Origin of the sequence: Streptomyces sp. WAC04114 (genome assembly GCF_019733245.1) — a bacterium.
GTDB lineage: Bacteria > Actinomycetota > Actinomycetes > Streptomycetales > Streptomycetaceae > Streptomyces > Streptomyces massasporeus_A.
Genome location: NZ_JAIGQA010000001.1, coordinates 54,031 through 68,814 on the forward strand (window position 1 = coordinate 54,031; position 14,784 = coordinate 68,814).

At 70.1% G+C, this 14,784-nt stretch carries 16 protein-coding genes and 2 pseudogenes; 16 read left to right on the forward strand and 2 right to left on the reverse strand.

Annotation, left to right across the window (positions count from 1 at the left end):
* Positions 1 to 51: 51 nt before the first annotated feature.
* The 3 genes from rpmF to K4G64_RS00215 all read left to right on the forward strand — a co-directional run bounded on the left by rpmF (position 52) and on the right by K4G64_RS00215 (position 2,308).
* Entirely contained in the window at positions 52 to 222 is a 171-nt protein-coding gene (gene rpmF, locus K4G64_RS00205; protein ID WP_221753970.1) for a 50S ribosomal protein L32, read from the forward strand.
* A gap of 6 nt (positions 223 to 228) precedes the next feature.
* Positions 229 to 1,410: a GTP-binding protein gene (locus K4G64_RS00210; RefSeq protein WP_221753971.1), complete on the forward strand. Its 1,182-nt coding sequence runs from the start codon at positions 229 to 231 to the stop codon at positions 1,408 to 1,410.
* A 76-nt stretch (positions 1,411 to 1,486) separates the two neighbouring features.
* Positions 1,487 to 2,308: a class I SAM-dependent methyltransferase gene (locus K4G64_RS00215; RefSeq protein ID WP_260459775.1), complete on the forward strand. Its 822-nt coding sequence runs from the start codon at positions 1,487 to 1,489 to the stop codon at positions 2,306 to 2,308.
* A gap of 257 nt (positions 2,309 to 2,565) precedes the next feature.
* On the opposite strand, the gene K4G64_RS00220 is transcribed toward K4G64_RS00215, so the two are convergent.
* Complete coding sequence (locus tag K4G64_RS00220) at positions 2,566 to 2,814, reverse strand: hypothetical protein (RefSeq protein WP_260459776.1); 249 nt, start codon at positions 2,812 to 2,814, stop codon at positions 2,566 to 2,568.
* A gap of 296 nt (positions 2,815 to 3,110) precedes the next feature.
* Between K4G64_RS00220 and K4G64_RS00225 the strand changes: the two are divergent.
* The 6 genes and pseudogenes from K4G64_RS00225 to K4G64_RS00250 form a co-directional block, all read left to right on the forward strand.
* Positions 3,111 to 3,926 (forward strand): annotated as a pseudogene (locus K4G64_RS00225) (ATP-binding protein); the annotation flags it as partial.
* A 26-nt stretch (positions 3,927 to 3,952) separates the two neighbouring features.
* Positions 3,953 to 4,345 carry an SCO5389 family protein gene (locus K4G64_RS00230; protein WP_221754079.1) on the forward strand — a complete coding sequence of 131 codons (393 nt, stop codon included), beginning with the start codon at positions 3,953 to 3,955 and terminating at the stop codon, positions 4,343 to 4,345.
* Positions 4,346 to 4,591: 246 nt separating this feature from the next.
* Positions 4,592 to 5,059, forward strand: a complete 468-nt coding sequence (locus K4G64_RS00235; protein WP_308122159.1) for a transcriptional repressor — start codon at positions 4,592 to 4,594, stop codon at positions 5,057 to 5,059.
* Between the two features lie 56 nt (positions 5,060 to 5,115).
* A complete protein-coding gene (locus tag K4G64_RS00240) occupies positions 5,116 to 6,057 on the forward strand; it encodes a metal ABC transporter solute-binding protein, Zn/Mn family (protein ID WP_221753974.1) in 942 nt (313 codons plus the stop codon).
* Positions 6,058 to 6,068: 11 nt separating this feature from the next.
* Positions 6,069 to 6,959, forward strand: a complete 891-nt coding sequence (locus K4G64_RS00245) for a metal ABC transporter ATP-binding protein (protein WP_221753975.1) — start codon at positions 6,069 to 6,071, stop codon at positions 6,957 to 6,959.
* Positions 6,956 to 7,837, forward strand: a complete 882-nt coding sequence (locus tag K4G64_RS00250; RefSeq protein ID WP_221753976.1) for a metal ABC transporter permease — start codon at positions 6,956 to 6,958, stop codon at positions 7,835 to 7,837. The genes K4G64_RS00245 and K4G64_RS00250 overlap by 4 nt, the downstream gene beginning before the upstream one ends.
* Positions 7,838 to 7,865: 28 nt before the next feature.
* Here K4G64_RS00250 and K4G64_RS00255 read toward each other — a convergent pair whose 3' ends face one another.
* Complete coding sequence (locus K4G64_RS00255) at positions 7,866 to 8,342, reverse strand: class I SAM-dependent methyltransferase (protein ID WP_221753977.1); 477 nt, start codon at positions 8,340 to 8,342, stop codon at positions 7,866 to 7,868.
* A gap of 478 nt (positions 8,343 to 8,820) precedes the next feature.
* Here K4G64_RS00255 and K4G64_RS00260 point away from each other — a divergent pair, with 478 nt between their 5' ends.
* From K4G64_RS00260 to K4G64_RS00290, 7 genes and pseudogenes are all read left to right on the forward strand, one after another.
* Complete coding sequence (locus K4G64_RS00260) at positions 8,821 to 9,123, forward strand: hypothetical protein (RefSeq protein ID WP_221753978.1); 303 nt, start codon at positions 8,821 to 8,823, stop codon at positions 9,121 to 9,123.
* An 85-nt stretch (positions 9,124 to 9,208) separates the two neighbouring features.
* Positions 9,209 to 9,508: a helix-turn-helix transcriptional regulator gene (locus K4G64_RS00265; RefSeq protein ID WP_260459777.1), complete on the forward strand. Its 300-nt coding sequence runs from the start codon at positions 9,209 to 9,211 to the stop codon at positions 9,506 to 9,508.
* A 717-nt stretch (positions 9,509 to 10,225) separates the two neighbouring features.
* The gene (locus K4G64_RS40945; protein WP_221753980.1) at positions 10,226 to 10,576 is read left to right on the forward strand and encodes a hypothetical protein; all 351 of its coding nucleotides are present in this window, start codon (positions 10,226 to 10,228) and stop codon (positions 10,574 to 10,576) included.
* A 214-nt stretch (positions 10,577 to 10,790) separates the two neighbouring features.
* A pseudogene (locus tag K4G64_RS41265) lies at positions 10,791 to 11,186 on the forward strand (YnfA family protein).
* Positions 11,187 to 11,348: 162 nt separating this feature from the next.
* A complete protein-coding gene (locus K4G64_RS00280) occupies positions 11,349 to 12,491 on the forward strand; it encodes a universal stress protein (protein WP_221753981.1) in 1,143 nt (380 codons plus the stop codon).
* 176 nt (positions 12,492 to 12,667) lie between these two features.
* A complete protein-coding gene (locus K4G64_RS00285) occupies positions 12,668 to 14,038 on the forward strand; it encodes a potassium transporter TrkG (protein ID WP_308122160.1) in 1,371 nt (456 codons plus the stop codon).
* A complete protein-coding gene (locus tag K4G64_RS00290; RefSeq protein ID WP_221753983.1) occupies positions 14,031 to 14,753 on the forward strand; it encodes a TrkA family potassium uptake protein in 723 nt (240 codons plus the stop codon). Before K4G64_RS00285 ends, K4G64_RS00290 begins: the two co-directional genes overlap by 8 nt.
* Positions 14,754 to 14,784: the final 31 nt, after the last annotated feature.

The following is a 14,784-nucleotide window of genomic DNA, read 5'->3' on the forward strand; positions in this document are numbered from 1 at the left end:
TCCCATTTTCATGTAGCGTCTGGTGGCGCCCCACCGATCGAGGAGATTCTCATGGCCGTCCCCAAGCGGAAGATGTCCCGCAGCAACACCCGCCACCGCCGCGCCCAGTGGAAGGCCGCCACACCGCAACTCGTGCCGATCACGGTCGACGGCTCCACCTACCTCGTCCCCCAGCGGCTGGCCAAGGCGTACGAGCGCGGGCTGCTGCACCCCGAGGACTGACCGGCGATGACGTACGAACGACTGCCCGTCACCGTCCTGTCCGGGTTCCTCGGCGCGGGCAAGACCACCCTCCTCAACCACGTCCTCGGCAACCGTGAGGGCCTGCGCGTCGCGGTCATCGTCAACGACATGAGCGAGGTCAACATCGACGCCGCCCTCGTGCGCGGCGGCGAGGCGGCCCTCTCGCGCACCGAGGAACGCCTGGTCGAGATGACCAACGGCTGCATCTGCTGCACCCTGCGCGACGACCTGCTGGAGGAGGTCGACCGGCTGGCCCGCGAGGGCCGTTTCGACTACCTCCTCATCGAGTCCTCCGGCATCTCCGAGCCCATGCCGGTGGCCGCCACGTTCGCCTTCGCCCGCGACGACGGCGCCACGCTCGACGACCTGGCCCGCCTCGACACCATGGTCACGGTCGTCGACGCCGCGAACTTCCTGCCCGAGCTGGCGGGCGGCGACGAACTCGTCGAGCGCGGCCTCGACCAGTACGAGGACGACGAACGTACCGTCAGCGACCTGCTGATGGACCAGATCGAGTTCGCCGACGTCATCGTCCTCAACAAGCTCGACCTGGTGGACGCCGACACCGCCGACCGGCTGCGGGCGACGCTCACGCGCCTCAACCCCGTCGCCCGGATCGTCCCCGCCGTCCACGGCCGGATCGGTGTCCGGGATGTCCTCGGCACCCGGTTGTTCGACCTGGAACGCGCCCAACAGGCACCCGGCTGGGTCATGGAACTCAACGGCGACCACGTCCCCGAGACGGAGGAGTACGGTATCTCCTCCACCGTCTTCCGCTCCGAACTCCCCTTCCACCCCGGCCGGTTGTGGTCGTTCGTGACCAAGGAGCTCGACAGCGGCGCGTACGGGCAGATCCTGCGCTCGAAGGGCTTCTTCACGCTCGCCAGCCGCCCGCACGTGACGGGCCTGTGGTCGCAGGCCGGCTCCGTCGCCCGCTTCGAGCCGTCCGCCGCCCGCGACGACGACAGCCCTGGCAGTCAGGAACTCGTCTTCATCGGCACGCACTTGCACGCCGAGGCGCTCCGATCCGCCCTCACCGACTGTCTCATGGCGGACGGCGAGAACGTGTCGGGCGATCCGTTCCCCGCATGGGACACCTACGGCATCGACGACACCTGCGAGCACGAGCACACGCAGCAGACGCCAGTGCCGATGGCACAGGCCTGAAGACTCCGGGCCGGGCGGGGGTTCGCAGCCACGGCGCCGCCCGGCCCGGTACACGCCCGAGCGAGGGAGGCCCACCATGACAGAACGCGGTGTGCACCTGGGTACAGTCCAGGAGACACTCCTCATCCCGCTGTACGGCCGCGCGGTGGAGAACCGCAAACCGCAACCAGCGCTGCGCGACCCCCGGGCTGAGGACATCGTCGCGTCGATCGACTACGACTTCGCGCGCTTCGACAACCTGCCCAGTCTGGTCGGCACGGTGCTACGCACCAGCCTGTTCGACCGGTGGGTCGCGGACTTCCTCACGTCCCACCCCACCGGAACCGTGGTGGAGATCGGCGTCGGACTCAACACCCGCCACGAACGCCTCGACAACGGCCAGGCACACTGGTTCGACCTCGACCTGCCCGACGTGATCGACCTGCGCCGGACCTTCTTCACCGACAGCCCGCGCCGGACGATGATCGCCGCGTCGGTGACGGACGAGGCATGGACCGACGCGGTGAAGTCCCCGGGCCCGTACTTCTTCTCCGCCGAGGCCGTGCTGCCGTTCCTGAGCGAGGCACAGGTCCGCCACGTCGTCGACCTGATCGCCGGGCGCTTCCCCGGTTCGCTGCTGGCCCTGGACACCGCCGGCCCCGGCATCATCGACACCCAGGACCAGCACGACGCGTTGGGCAAGGTCGAGGCCCGGATGCAGTGGACCTGCGCGGATCCGGCCGAACTCACCATGTGGCGACCGGGAGCCCGGATCCTCGCGTCCCAGAGGCTCAGCGCTCTCCCACCCCGGATGTACGACGAGCTGCCCGCCGCATACCGGGAGATGCTGGCCGGCCTCGCCGAGCAGCGGCTGCCGCAGGTCGAGGAGTACCGGCTCAACCTTGTTCAACTGCCCTGAGTATCAGTCGGCCGGCAGTCAGGGCGAGTCCGGGCCGCTGACCGCTGAGAAGGGAGCCGGGGCGGGACGTCCAGCCGTCCCGCCCCGGCAGCTCGGTGTCGCCGAGGAGGGCCGCGCCCGACAGGCTCCCGGCGGTCGGGCAACGCCGGGAACCTCGCCGGCGGCGGCCCCGAGGGCACCATGGCCGTGCGCCCTTACCGACGAGCACGTCGCCCACATCGTGCTGGACGCCATCCGGCATGCCCAGGAACTGCCCGTCAGTTGAGGTGGGCCACCCGCCCTGGAGCGGGGGCCGCGCGGAGCCGGTCGGGCAGCGTGCCGTCGTCGGGCATTCCGGCCCGCAGCCAGCTCCCGACCTCCTCGGCATCGGCCTCGGTGACGAGCGGGCCCAGGCGCACAACGGCACCGGTGGGCCTGCGGTCGGCCGCGCACGGCTGCACGGCGGCGTACAGACCGCGCCCGCTCCGGCAGTGCAGCACCTTCTCCAGGCAGCCCGTGGAAACCATGACGGCGTGCGGGCAGCCCCGGACCACCCGGCGCAACGCCCCTCTCACTCGTCCGGAAAGGGCATCGTCACATGCCCAGCAGACGACGAGCGTGAACGGACGAGCCCGAGGGTCGCGTACGGCGTCACTCATCTCCGCCCCTCCTTCGCGATGGCCAAAGAGACCCCCTGTTTGCGTCACGAGCACCCCAACTCACCTGGCAGGTGGAGAAGTTGAGCCGCGAGTGATTTGACACCGGTTCCGTTGCACCACCAGCCTATGCTCATGACATCCATTTTCAATAGGGGTCGCTAGCGATGCGCGTTGCCTTCGTGGGCAAGGGCGGCAGCGGCAAGACCACCCTGTCCGCCCTCTTCTCCCGCCACCTCGCGCGCTCGGGCGCGCCGGTCGTCGCGATCGACGGCGACATCAACCAGCACCTGGCCTACGCGCTCGGCCTCGACGAGGACGAGTTGTTCACCGCACCGCCGCTCAGCGCGCGGACCGGGGAGATCAAGGACTACCTGCGGGGCCGCAACCCGCGGATCCCGTCCCGTGACGCCATGGTCAAGACGACCCCGCCGGGCCGCGGCTCCCGTCTGCTGCGGCTGCTGGGCGAGGACGAGGTCCACTCCCCTCACGTACAGGAAGTGGCCGGCGTCCCGCTGATGGTCACCGGCGCCTTCGACGAGAGCGACCTAGGAGTGGCCTGCTACCACTCCAAGCTGGGCGCGGTCGAGCTCTACCTCAACCACCTGGTCGACGAGGCGGGCGAGTACGTCGTCGTCGACATGACCGCCGGCGCCGACGCCTTCGCCTCCGGCCTGTTCACCCGCTTCGACATGACGTTCCTGGTCGCCGAACCGACCCGCAAGGGCGTCTCCGTCTACCGCCAGTACCGCGACCACGCCGCCGAGTTCGGCATCCCCGTCGCGGTCGTCGGCAACAAGGTCACCGGCGAGGACGACCTCGATTTCCTCCGCACCCACCTCGGCGACGACCTGATCGCCCACTGCGTGCAGTCCTCCTACGTCCGCGCCCAGGAACAGGGCCGCGAACATGGCGAGTTGGAGGCGCACAACATGCGCACGCTGGATCGGCTCCGCGCGGCCGTGGACGCCCGCCCCAAGGACAACACCACAGAACAGGACAGACCTTCATGTCACTCGACGTCTCCCCGCAGCTGCTCGCCGAAGCCGAGAACGGCGAGGTGCGAGAGCAGGACTTCGTGGAAACGGTCCGCAACTCCCTGCCCTACGCCTACGACCTGGTCGCCCGTCTGGTCACCGAACTGCATTCCGGCACCGGGGAGTTCGCCGACAACCAGACCCCTCCGCCCTCCGAGAAGGAACGCGGCCAGCTGCTGCGTGCGCTGTCCAGCGACGCCATCCGCGGCAGCCTGGAACGGCACTTCGGGGTGGCGCTGGCCTTCCAGAACTGCCACCGCGTCGCGGTCTTTCACCCCGAGGCACGCGGCGGCGAAACCCACACCCGTTTCACCTCACTGAGGTCACAGATCCTCAACCAGTCACCGGAGTTCCGCGACTGCTGAGGCCGGATGCCTCACGCCTTCACCTCGCCCCGTCCATACCGGGCATCCGGATGTCCATGACCACGACGTCGGGGCTGGCGGCGCCGCCGCGACAGCGGCGCCCTCGCGCGGGACCGGGCCATGCGTGGCACGGACAGCAGCCAGTTGCCGCCGACGGCCCGCAGGGGCGAGTTTGACAGTAGTCATGGAAATCATGTTCAACTAACCTGCACGACACATCGGCCCCAGCATCGCGGGAGGTGCGTCGTGCACGGCTCGTCGACCGGGGAGCGGCTGCCGGACTGGCGTTTGACCCGGCAGCGGCACGCCGTGCTGCGTATACTGCGCGACTCTCCCGGCTTCATCTCCGCCCGGGAGCTGCACGAAGCACTGACGGCCGGAGGAACCGCTGTCGGGCTCACCACGGTCTACCGGGCCCTCCGGACGCTGGAGCGGGACGGACACGTCGACGTCGTACGAGAAAAGTCAGGTGAGCCGCTCTATCGCCCGCGGCCCGCCGACGGGCACCGGCACTATCCGGTCTGCTGTCGCTGTGGCCTGAGCCGGGCCGTGGACGCGGAGGCCGTCGAGCGCTGGGCGGACGATGTGGCCGCGGACACCGGATTCGCCCAGGTCGAACACACCGTGGAACTCACCGGCATCTGCGACCAGTGCCAGGAGAAGTCAACGCTTGGCAATGATTTTCATAATGATCAGACTGAAATCTGGTCTTGACATTCGTTCCCATCTAGCGTTGGCAGTGACATCGTCCCCTCTGTGGAGGAGGATCCATGCCTGTGTCCCCGTCCCGTCGCCTGGCGGCCCTGATATCCGGTGCCGGTCTGGCCCTGCTGGCAGGCTGCGGCAGCTCGCCGGACTCCGGAAGCGGCGGGGGCGCCTCGGCGAGCCCGGCTTCCGACTCCGTTGTTCCGGTGGTCGCCTCCACGAACGTCTACGGCGACATCGTCAAGCAGATCGGCGGCGACAAGGTCGACATCACGTCGATCATCAGCGACCCCGACCAGGACCCGCACTCCTACGAGGCCAACACCCAGAACCAGCTCGCCCTGTCCAAGGCCAAGGTCGTCATCGAGAACGGCGGCGGCTACGACGACTTCATCGACCGCATGCTCAAGAGCGGCAACAACCCCTCGGCCGAGCTGATCAACGCGGTCAAGGTGTCCGGCAAGACCGCCCCCAAGGGCGGCGAACTCAACGAGCACGTCTGGTACGACTTCCCCACCGTCGCCAAGATCGCCGACCAGATCGCCGCAGCCCTCGGCAAGGCCGACCCCGCGAGCGCCGCGACCTTCACCAAGAACGCCGAGACGTTCAAGGCGAAGCTGACGCCGCTTGAGACCAAGGAAGCGGACATCAAGAAGCAGCACGGCGGCGAGGCCATCGGCATCACCGAGCCCGTGCCGCTGTACATGACCGAGGCCGCCGGCCTGGGCAACAAGACGCCCGAGGAGTTCAGCGAGGCCATCGAGGAGGGCGACGACGTCTCCCCGAAGATCCTCCAGGAGACGCTCGCGCTGTACAGCGGCAAGCAGGTCAAGGCGCTGGTCTACAACGCGCAGACTTCCGGACCGCAGACGCAGAAGGTCGAGGACGCTGCGAAGGCGGCCGGTATCCCCGTCGTGCCCGTCACCGAGACCCTGCCCAAGGGCAAGGACTACCTCGGCTGGATGACCGCCAACGTCGACGCGCTCGCCGACGCACTGGGCAAGTGAGGCGGCCGGTCATGGCCTCCGTGCCGCAGGCCCGCGAGGGCAGGACCAGGACCGGGACGGGCGGTGCCGGCACCGGCACCGCCCCGGTGATCAGCCTGCGCGGCGCCGCACTGTCCTACGGCGCGCGCACGGTGTGGCAGGGCCTCGACCTCGACGTGCGGCCCGGGGAGTTCATCGCCGTCCTCGGGCCGAACGGGTCGGGCAAGACCAGCCTCGTGAAGGCCCTGCTGGGCCGGCAGCTGTTGTCCGCCGGCACCCTGGCCATCCTGGGACACTCACCCCGCGAGGCGAGCCGGCACATCGGGTACGTTCCCCAGCAGGCGACCCTGTCCGCGCAGGCGATGCTGCGCGCCCGTGACCTGGTGCGCTTCGGCATCGACGGCCACCGCTTCGGACTCGGACTGCGTACCCGCGCGATCCGCGGCCGGGTGGACGAGATCCTGGAGGCGGTCGGGGCCGCCGCCTACGCCGACGTCCCCCTGGGCCTGCTGTCCGGCGGTGAACGCCAGCGCGTCCGCATCGGACAGGCCCTCGCCACGGACCCCCGCATCCTGCTGTGCGACGAACCGTTGCTCTCGCTCGACCTCAACCACCAGCGGGCCGTGACCGAACTGATCGACGCCCGGCGCCGCTCCCACGGCACGGCGGTGGTCTTCGTCACGCACGAGATCAACCCGGTGCTCGACCTGGTGGACCGAGTCCTCTACCTGGCACCGGGTGCCCACCGGGTCGGCACTCCGGACGAGGTCCTGACCTCCGAGTCGCTGTCCCTGCTCTACGACACCCAGGTCGACGTCGTCCGCGTCCACGGCCGGGTCGTGGTCGTCGGAGCCCCGGACGAGCCGTCCGCCCAACCGCACCACGCCCAGGAACTCCACGAGAGCGACGGAGTCCGCCCATGACGCTCGCCGACGGGATCTGGCAGCAGATCTTCAACTACGACGACTACGGCGAGCTCCTCGCCCTGGTCCGCAACTCCCTCATCGCGGGCGTCGCGCTCGGCCTGATCGGCGGCCTGGCCGGGGTCTTCGTCATCATGCGCGACCTGCCCTTCGCGGTGCACGGCATCAGCGAGCTGTCCTTCGCGGGCGCCTCGGCGGCGCTGCTGCTGGAGGTGAACGTCGTGGCAGGCTCCATCGTCGGCTCGATCGTCGCGGCCGGCGCGATCGGCGTCCTGGGCGCGCGGGCCCGCGACCGCAACTCGGCCATCGGTATCCTCATGCCGTTCGGACTCGGCCTCGGAGTGCTCTTCCTGGCCCTCTACAAGGGCCGGGCGGCGAACAAGTTCGGCCTGCTGACCGGGCAGATCGTCGCCGTGGACACCCCTCAGATGGCATGGCTGCTGGGCACGTCGGCCGTCGTACTCGTCGCACTGGCGGTGATGTGGCGGCCGCTCACCTTCGCCAGCGCAGACCCGGACGTCGCCGAGGCCCGCGGGGTCCCGGTGCGCGGCCTGTCCTTCGCGTTCATGATCGTGCTCGGGCTCGCGGTGGCCCTGTCGGTCCAGGCCGTCGGGGCGCTCCTGGTCCTCACCCTCGTCGTCACCCCGGCCGCGGCCGCCGCCCGCGTCACGGCCTCGCCGGTGCTCCTGCCCCTGCTGAGCGTGCTCTTCGCCGTGGCCTCGATCGAGGGCGGCATGCTGCTGGCCCTGGGCAGCTCCATCCCCATCAGCCCTTACGTCACGACGATCTCGTTCACCCTCTACGCCGTCTGCCGGCTGGCGGGCAGCTACCGGACCCGCCGGTGGGGATCCCGGAGGACGGCCCCGCAACCCGCCTGAGCGACGGTGGGACGTGCGTCCGCTTCCGTCAGTCCTTGACCGCATAAAGGACGTGGCTGTCGCCGAACTGCCAGACCGGGGTGATGTGGTCAAAGCCCGCCCGCCGCAGCAGTTCGGTGTGGCGGACGAGGGTCACGGCGTTGCCGTTTCCGCCGTGGTTGCCGTGGGCTGCTTGTCGCTGCTCGCGCTCGGTGAACAGGTCGGCCAGTTCCGGGCACTGGGCGGCCGCGGTCCACCAGGACTGCCAGTCCTCGTGGGCGTGTGTGCGTGCGCGCTCGGCCCGGCGGCGTCCGACCTGCGCGGTGAGGTCCGAGCGGGGCGGGCCGTCCTGGGCGAAGTGGTCGCCGTTGACGAGGACGCCGCCGGGGCGCAGCAGGGCCGCGAGCTGCCGGTAGGTGCGCAGCAGGACCGGTTCGGAGAGGCAGTGCAGGGCGGTGGTTGAGACGGCAGCGTCCAGGGGGCGGTTCAGCCCGAGGCTGTCGGCCCACCCGTAGGCCCCGATCACGGTGTCCTCGTAGCGGGCGGCGGACGAGTGGTGGGTGCGGGCGGCCGACCTCTTCGACAGCTCAAGGGCGGACCCGTACCGGCGAACACCCCGGTGGAGCGGACCTGCCTCGCGTCACTCCGGGACACGACCGACGACTGCGTCGCGGAGGGGCAACCGCGGAACAGCACGAGCGTCGTCAGTGCCACGAGATCACCTGCGGCACGACCGCGACGGCGAACCGTTCCCGCACCGCGCCGGCAGTTCGGCGAGGCCCCGGACCGGCGCTGCCCGGGCGGCTCAGAGCGCGGCTCCGGGAAAACGGAGGCAAAGCCCAGCTCAGTACACCTGGACAAGTTCCCACATATCACCGAGGGTGACAGCTCCTTGACATGCCACCACCCCAATACATGCATGGATCGCCATATGTTAATGTCGGAATACAGCACCACGCGCCGACCATCGGCGCCGCACGGCACGACCGCAGCAAGGAGCCCCCATGTCCACCGCCACCGACCACCGCACCCACGAGAACCACGCCCACACCCACGGCGAAGGCTGCGGCCACGTCGCCCTCCCGCACGGCGACCACACCGACTACGCCCACGACGGACACATCCACCGAGTGCACGACGACCACGTCGACGAGTGCGCCAACACCGGTCACACCACCCACGAGGGGCACGACCACCAGCACGGCGAGGGCTGCGGCCATGTCGCAGTGCCACACGAGAACCACACCGACTACCTGCACGACGGCCACCGCCACGCCGCCCATGAGGGACACTGGGACGACCACTAGGCCGCCCGCGGACAGCGTCGCAGCAGGCAACCCTGAGCGCGATCAATTGGAAATCATCGCCATATGCTAATGTCTGCATATGGCGATGATTTCCCCTTCGGGCGACCCGCTGCAGGCCCTGCAGGCCGCCAGCGACCTGCTCCGCGCTCTGGCATCACCTGTGCGCATCGGCATCGTGCGTGAGCTGTCCGGCGGCGGGAAGTACGTCCACGAACTGGTGACGGTCCTCGGCGTCAGTCAGCCGCTGGTCTCGCAGCACCTGAGGGTGCTGCGCACCTCCCGCATCGTGACGGCCCGGCGTCAGGCTCGCGAGACGCAGTACAGCCTGACGGACGACCATGTGGCGCACATCGTGCTCGACGCCATCCGGCATGCGCAGGAGTAGTCACCCTGCGGCACCCTACTCATCGACGGCGGTCCGGCGAATGTCCGGCCGCCGTCGGCATCACACACGCATGGTCGCGGCCGCGGCGGTGGTCGCGTCCTGCAATGCCACCTCCGCGGCCGACGGCGCGTTGCCCCGCCTCGGGCGGGGCAACGCGTACGGCGCGGGCGCCTCGGCGCCCTCACCGGCTGGGCGTTCAGGGTTGGCGAGACGGCATCCTGCGGGGCGACGGCACCGACCGTCGGCTCTTACGCCTGGCCGGACCAGGCTCACACGGTGTGTGGTCGCCGCCGTCGTGATGATCACGGCCGTCAAACCACACCGGCGTCCGGGAAGCCGCTTGGCCGACCCACGTCATATGGGCCGCCGTTCCCGCGGTCCTGGCCGCCGTCGTGACCACCTGCCTCACCAGCGGCACGGCTGACAGCGCCCACCTCGACTTCTGTACGGACGCGGTCTGGAGCGGCGCGCTGCAGGCCGCCGGGTTGCTGTTCTTCGCCTTCGCCGGATACACCCGTATCCCCGGCGAGGAGGTCCGCAACCTGCAAGCACCCTCCCTCGCGCGGTTCCGATCACCCTCGGCATCACCCTGGTCGTGTACGGCGCCGTGGCCACCACCATGCGACGGTCCTCGGCCCGGACCGGCCGGCAGACGCGACCGGGCCGCAGGCGCTCACCGACGCTGCCACTACTGCTGGTCGCGCACTGGCTGACACCGTGGTCCACGACCAGCATGTGCCGCACGCCCTGGCTGTCTCCACCCCGCTACGAAATCCCGCACCGGGCCAACTCGTGGTGGGGGCGGCGGTCGCGGCCCTCGCCGCCACTGCCGACGTCCGTGGCGCGATCGGCTTCTTGTCCTTCGGCGTCCCCGTGCACCGCACCGTCGCGAGCGCCTCCGCCTGGGCCCTGACACCGGCCGAGGGAAGGCCCGCGCGGATCGTGCCCGCCGCTGGGTCGGCCGGCTGCCTGCTGTCTGCCTTCGCGCTGCCGGCGTCCTCGGTGGTCCCCGACGCGGCGGTCCTGGCCGTCTGGCCTGCGTGGCGAGCTGCATCCTGCCCTTCTTGATTGCCGCGGGCGTGGTCGGCGCCGGGGCGTCCGTCCTGGTGAGCCGGCTGCCCGCGCTCGCCTTGCCCTGGCCGCGCTCGCTGCGGGGGGGGTGGGGCGGCGCCGCCGGTCCTGCGCTTGCCCCTCCCCCAGCCGCCGAGGACGGCTGCGGCTGTAAGGAGACGGCCGATCCGCTGCAGATCGCTGGTCAGGCCCGCGGCCGGCCTTCACGGCTATGACTGTCGTTCGTTCCGTTGCCCTGTTTGTCGTCGCCGCCCTGTTCGAGATCGGCGGGGCCCGGCTGGTCTGACAGGGCATCCGCGAGCACAAGGGCTGGGTCTGGATCGGGCCCGGCGCCATCGCCCTCGGCCTGTACGGTGTGGTCGCCACCTTCCAGAGCGACGAGAACTTCGGCCGCATCGTCGCCGCGTACGGCGGCATCTTCGTCGCCGGGTCGATCGCACTGGGGCGCTATATCGCGACATGGGCCCCGGCTGGACCCATCACACAGAGGCGATGGTCAGCGTCGATTCACGGCATGCGGCACCCGTCATGCCGAGGCCCGGCCTCGGCAACAACCGCATCCCAGGAGTCAGTTCACGCCCTCCCCAGGACCGTTCACTGCGTCTGAGATGCACAGAACCTTCATAGAACGTGCCACCGCGGACCAGAATGCTGGGGCCGCTGGATTGCTGCCGGTCTCACCGAGGCGCACCCAGGCGCTTCGCTCGCTTCATCCCCAGCCCTGATGGACGACCATGGCAGGGAGGGTGTGTTCCGGAAGGAGGGGCGTATGCCACGGGGCAAGCTGCGGGTCTACCTCGGAGCGGCTCCCGGGGTGGGCAAGACCTACGACATGCTCGGCGAAGGGCAGCGCCGCGCGAAGCGGGGCACCGACGTGGTCATCGGGTTCATGGAGGACTACGGCAGGCCGCTGACCCGGCAGATGGCCGACGGGCTGGAGGCCGTGCCCCGCAAGACCGTGCCCTACCGGGACACCTCCTTCACCGAGATGGATCTCGACGCCGTCCTCGCCCGCCGCCCTCAGGTCGCCCTGGTCGACGAGCTCGCCCACAGCAACGTTCCCGGCTGCCGCAATGAAAAGCGCTGGCAGGACATCGCGGAGTTGCTGGATGCGGGCATCGACGTCGTCTCCACCGTCAACATCCAGCACCTGGAGTCCCTCAACGACGTGGTCGAGCAGATCACCGGGGTCCGGCAGCGCGAGACCGTGCCCGACGACGTGGTCCGGCAGGCCGACCAGATCGAGCTGGTGGACATGTCCGGCGAGGCGCTGCGCCGTCGGATGGTGCACGGCAACATCTACCCGCGCGACAAGATCGACCCGGCGCTGTCGAACTACTTCCGCCTCGGCAACCTCACCGCCCTGCGGGAGCTGGCCATGCTGTGGGCCGCCGACCGGGTCGAGGAAGCGTTGCTGCGCTACCGCCAGGGCCATGGCATCCAGCAGCCGTGGGGTACTCGGGAGAGGGTGCTGGTCGCGTTGTCCGGCGGGCTCGAGGGCGACACCCTCGTCCGGCGTGCCAAGCGGACCGCGTCGCGCGGGGCGGGCGGGGAATTCCTCGCCGTTCACGTCGAGCGCGGCGACGGGCTCGCCACCGCGTCCCCCGAGCTCCTGGAGCGTCAGCGTGCGCTGGTGGAGGAGCTCGGCGGCAGCTTCCACACCGTGACCGGGGACGACACCGCCCAGGGCGTTCTGGACTTCGCCCGCGAGGTCAACGCCACCCAGATCGTCATCGGCGCCACCCGGCGCAGCCGCCTGAAGGAGCTGTTCTCCCGGGGCGTGGGCGAGACCATCATCGAGGGCTCCGGTGACGACATCGACGTCTATGTCGTCACTCACTCCGAAGCGGCGCACGGTCGGCTCCTGCACCGTCGTACGCGCTCCGCCGGAGCCCACGACGCCGCGCAGTGATCCGAGGGCGGTGGCCCGTCCATCGGCGGATTTCGACGCCTTCTTAACGCCGTGCCGCGTTCCGTACGCCGGTTCGGACGGGGATGCTGGGCCAGGACGGCCCCTTTCCGCGGCCGCGCAATGCGACAGGCCACTGCCGAAGTGTGGCGTCGGGACATCGGAGGTGGCTGGTGGCCGTGGGTGCGCCTCGGGCCCGGTGGTCACGGCTGGCCGTCCACCCCACCCGCGGCGTCGTATTGGGCTTCGCGTTCGCCGTCGCGCTGGGTACAGCCCTGCTGATGCTGCCTGCCGCCACCGCGCCCGGCCGGGGCACGAGCGTGCTGACCGCCCTGTTCACCTCCGCGGGTGCGCTCAGCGGCGGCCTGTCCATCGTGGGGACCGGCAGCCACTGGACCCCGTTCGGCGAGGGCGTCGTCCTGGCGCTGATCCAGCTCGGCGGGTTCGGCATCATGACGTTCGCGTCGCTGCTCGCCCTGCTCGTCTCAGGCCGGCTGCGGCTACGGACCCAGCTCACCACGCAGGCGGAGACGGAGACCAGGGGGCTGGGTGTCGCGGGTATCCGCCGGGTGCTGCTGGGAATCGCCGGCACCACGCTCGCCGTCGAGCTCGCCACGGCCGCCGTACTCGCGCTCCGTCTCCGCTTCGGCCACGGCCTGTCGGTCGGGGACGCCGTCCACCACGGGATCTTCTACGGGATCTCCGCCTTCAACAACGCCGGATTCGCCCTGCGCGACGACAACCTCATCGCCTACGCACACGACCCCTGGATCCTGCTGCCGATCACCCTCGCCTGCATGCTCGGCGCCCTCGGCTTCCCCGTCCTGCTCGAACTGCTGCGCAATCGCAGGGCACAGGTCGGCGGCACCAGACGCCGTTGGTCCCTGCACACCCGGCTCACCCTCGTCACCTCCGCCCTCCTGCTCGCCGCGGGCACGGTCCTGACCTGCGGCCTGGAATGGAGCAACAGCGCGACCCTCGGTCCCATGGGCTGGGGCGACAAGGTGCTGAACGGGTTCTTCACCGCGGCCAGTGCGCGCACGGCCGGCTTCAACACCGTCGACACCGGCGCCATGGAACCGGCGACCCTGCTGGGCATCTGCGTGCTGATGTTCATCGGCGGCGGCAGCGCGGGCACCGCCGGCGGTATCAAGGTCACCACGTTCGCGGTGCCGGCGGCCGCGATCCTGGCCGAGATCCGCGGGCACACCGACGCGGACATCATGGGCCGCCGGATCTCCGGTTCCACGCTGCGTCAGGCCCTCACCGTGGCGCTGCTGGGCGTGGGGCTCGTCATGATCGGCACGCTGGTTCTGCTCGCGGTCACCGAGGAGTCGGCCGAGGCAGTTTTGTTCGAGGCCGTCTCCGCCTTCGGCACGGTCGGCTTGAGCACCGGCATCACTGCGGACCTTCCGGCGGCGGGTCAACTCATCGTCATCGTCCTGATGTTCATCGGACGCGTCGGCCCGATCACTCTCGCCAGCGCGCTCGCCCTGCGCCAGCGCGACCGCCGTTACACCCTGCCCGAGGAGCGACCCGTCATTGGCTGACCGTCTGAAGTTCCTGCGCACGCACCGGGATCGGCGGACCGCCGCCGAGCGTCGCCCGGGCCGCGATTCCCGCGTCGCCGTCATCGGGCTCGGCCGTTTCGGCCAGTCGGTGGCGGGCGAGCTGATGCGGCGCGGCTGGGACGTGCTCGGCATCGACGCCGACGCCGGCCTGGTCCAGAAGGTCGGCGACGAGCTGACCCACGCCGCCGCCGCGGACTGCACCGATCCCGGCGCGCTGGCGCAGCTCGGTCTCGGGGAGTTCTCCCGCGTGGTGGTCGGCATCGGCACCGACCTGGAGGCCAGCATCCTGACCACCTCCAACCTCGTCGACGCCGCCGTACCGCACATCTGGGCGCGGGCCACCACCCGGCAGCACGGCCAGATCCTGGAGCGGATCGGCGCCCACCATGTCGTGCTGCCCGAGCACGACATGGGCGAGCGCGTGGCCCATCTGGTCACCGGGCGGATGCTGGACTTCATCGCCTTCGACAGCGACTACGCCCTCATCAAGACCCTCGCCCCGAAGTTCGTCGGCGGGGTGCCGCTGGGCGAGAGCCGGGTGCGCAGTACGTACGGCGTGACCGTCGTCGGCATCAAACGCCCGGGCGCCGACTTCACGCACGCCACGGCCGAGACGGTCGTCCACCCGGGCGACGTCATCATCGTCACGGGCAAGACCCGGGACGTGGAGACGTTCGCGGAGCTGGACCAGTGAGACGCCGTCACCGTCGCCGCAGCCCGTTGTG

Excerpts from the sequence above, each read along its gene's own strand:
- rpmF (WP_221753970.1), top strand. The coding sequence starts at position 52 with ATGGCCGTCCCCAAGCGGAAGATGTCCCGCAGCAACACCCGCCACCGC.
- K4G64_RS00210 (WP_221753971.1), top strand. The coding sequence starts at position 229 with ATGACGTACGAACGACTGCCCGTCACCGTCCTGTCCGGGTTCCTCGGC.
- K4G64_RS00215 (WP_260459775.1), top strand. The coding sequence starts at position 1,487 with ATGACAGAACGCGGTGTGCACCTGGGTACAGTCCAGGAGACACTCCTC.
- K4G64_RS00220 (WP_260459776.1), bottom strand. The coding sequence starts at position 2,814 with ATGGTTTCCACGGGCTGCCTGGAGAAGGTGCTGCACTGCCGGAGCGGG.
- K4G64_RS00230 (WP_221754079.1), top strand. The coding sequence starts at position 3,953 with ATGTCACTCGACGTCTCCCCGCAGCTGCTCGCCGAAGCCGAGAACGGC.
- K4G64_RS00240 (WP_221753974.1), top strand. The coding sequence starts at position 5,116 with ATGCCTGTGTCCCCGTCCCGTCGCCTGGCGGCCCTGATATCCGGTGCC.
- K4G64_RS00245 (WP_221753975.1), top strand. The coding sequence starts at position 6,069 with ATGGCCTCCGTGCCGCAGGCCCGCGAGGGCAGGACCAGGACCGGGACG.
- K4G64_RS00250 (WP_221753976.1), top strand. The coding sequence starts at position 6,956 with ATGACGCTCGCCGACGGGATCTGGCAGCAGATCTTCAACTACGACGAC.
- K4G64_RS00260 (WP_221753978.1), top strand. The coding sequence starts at position 8,821 with ATGTCCACCGCCACCGACCACCGCACCCACGAGAACCACGCCCACACC.
- K4G64_RS00265 (WP_260459777.1), top strand. The coding sequence starts at position 9,209 with ATGATTTCCCCTTCGGGCGACCCGCTGCAGGCCCTGCAGGCCGCCAGC.
- K4G64_RS00280 (WP_221753981.1), top strand. The coding sequence starts at position 11,349 with ATGCCACGGGGCAAGCTGCGGGTCTACCTCGGAGCGGCTCCCGGGGTG.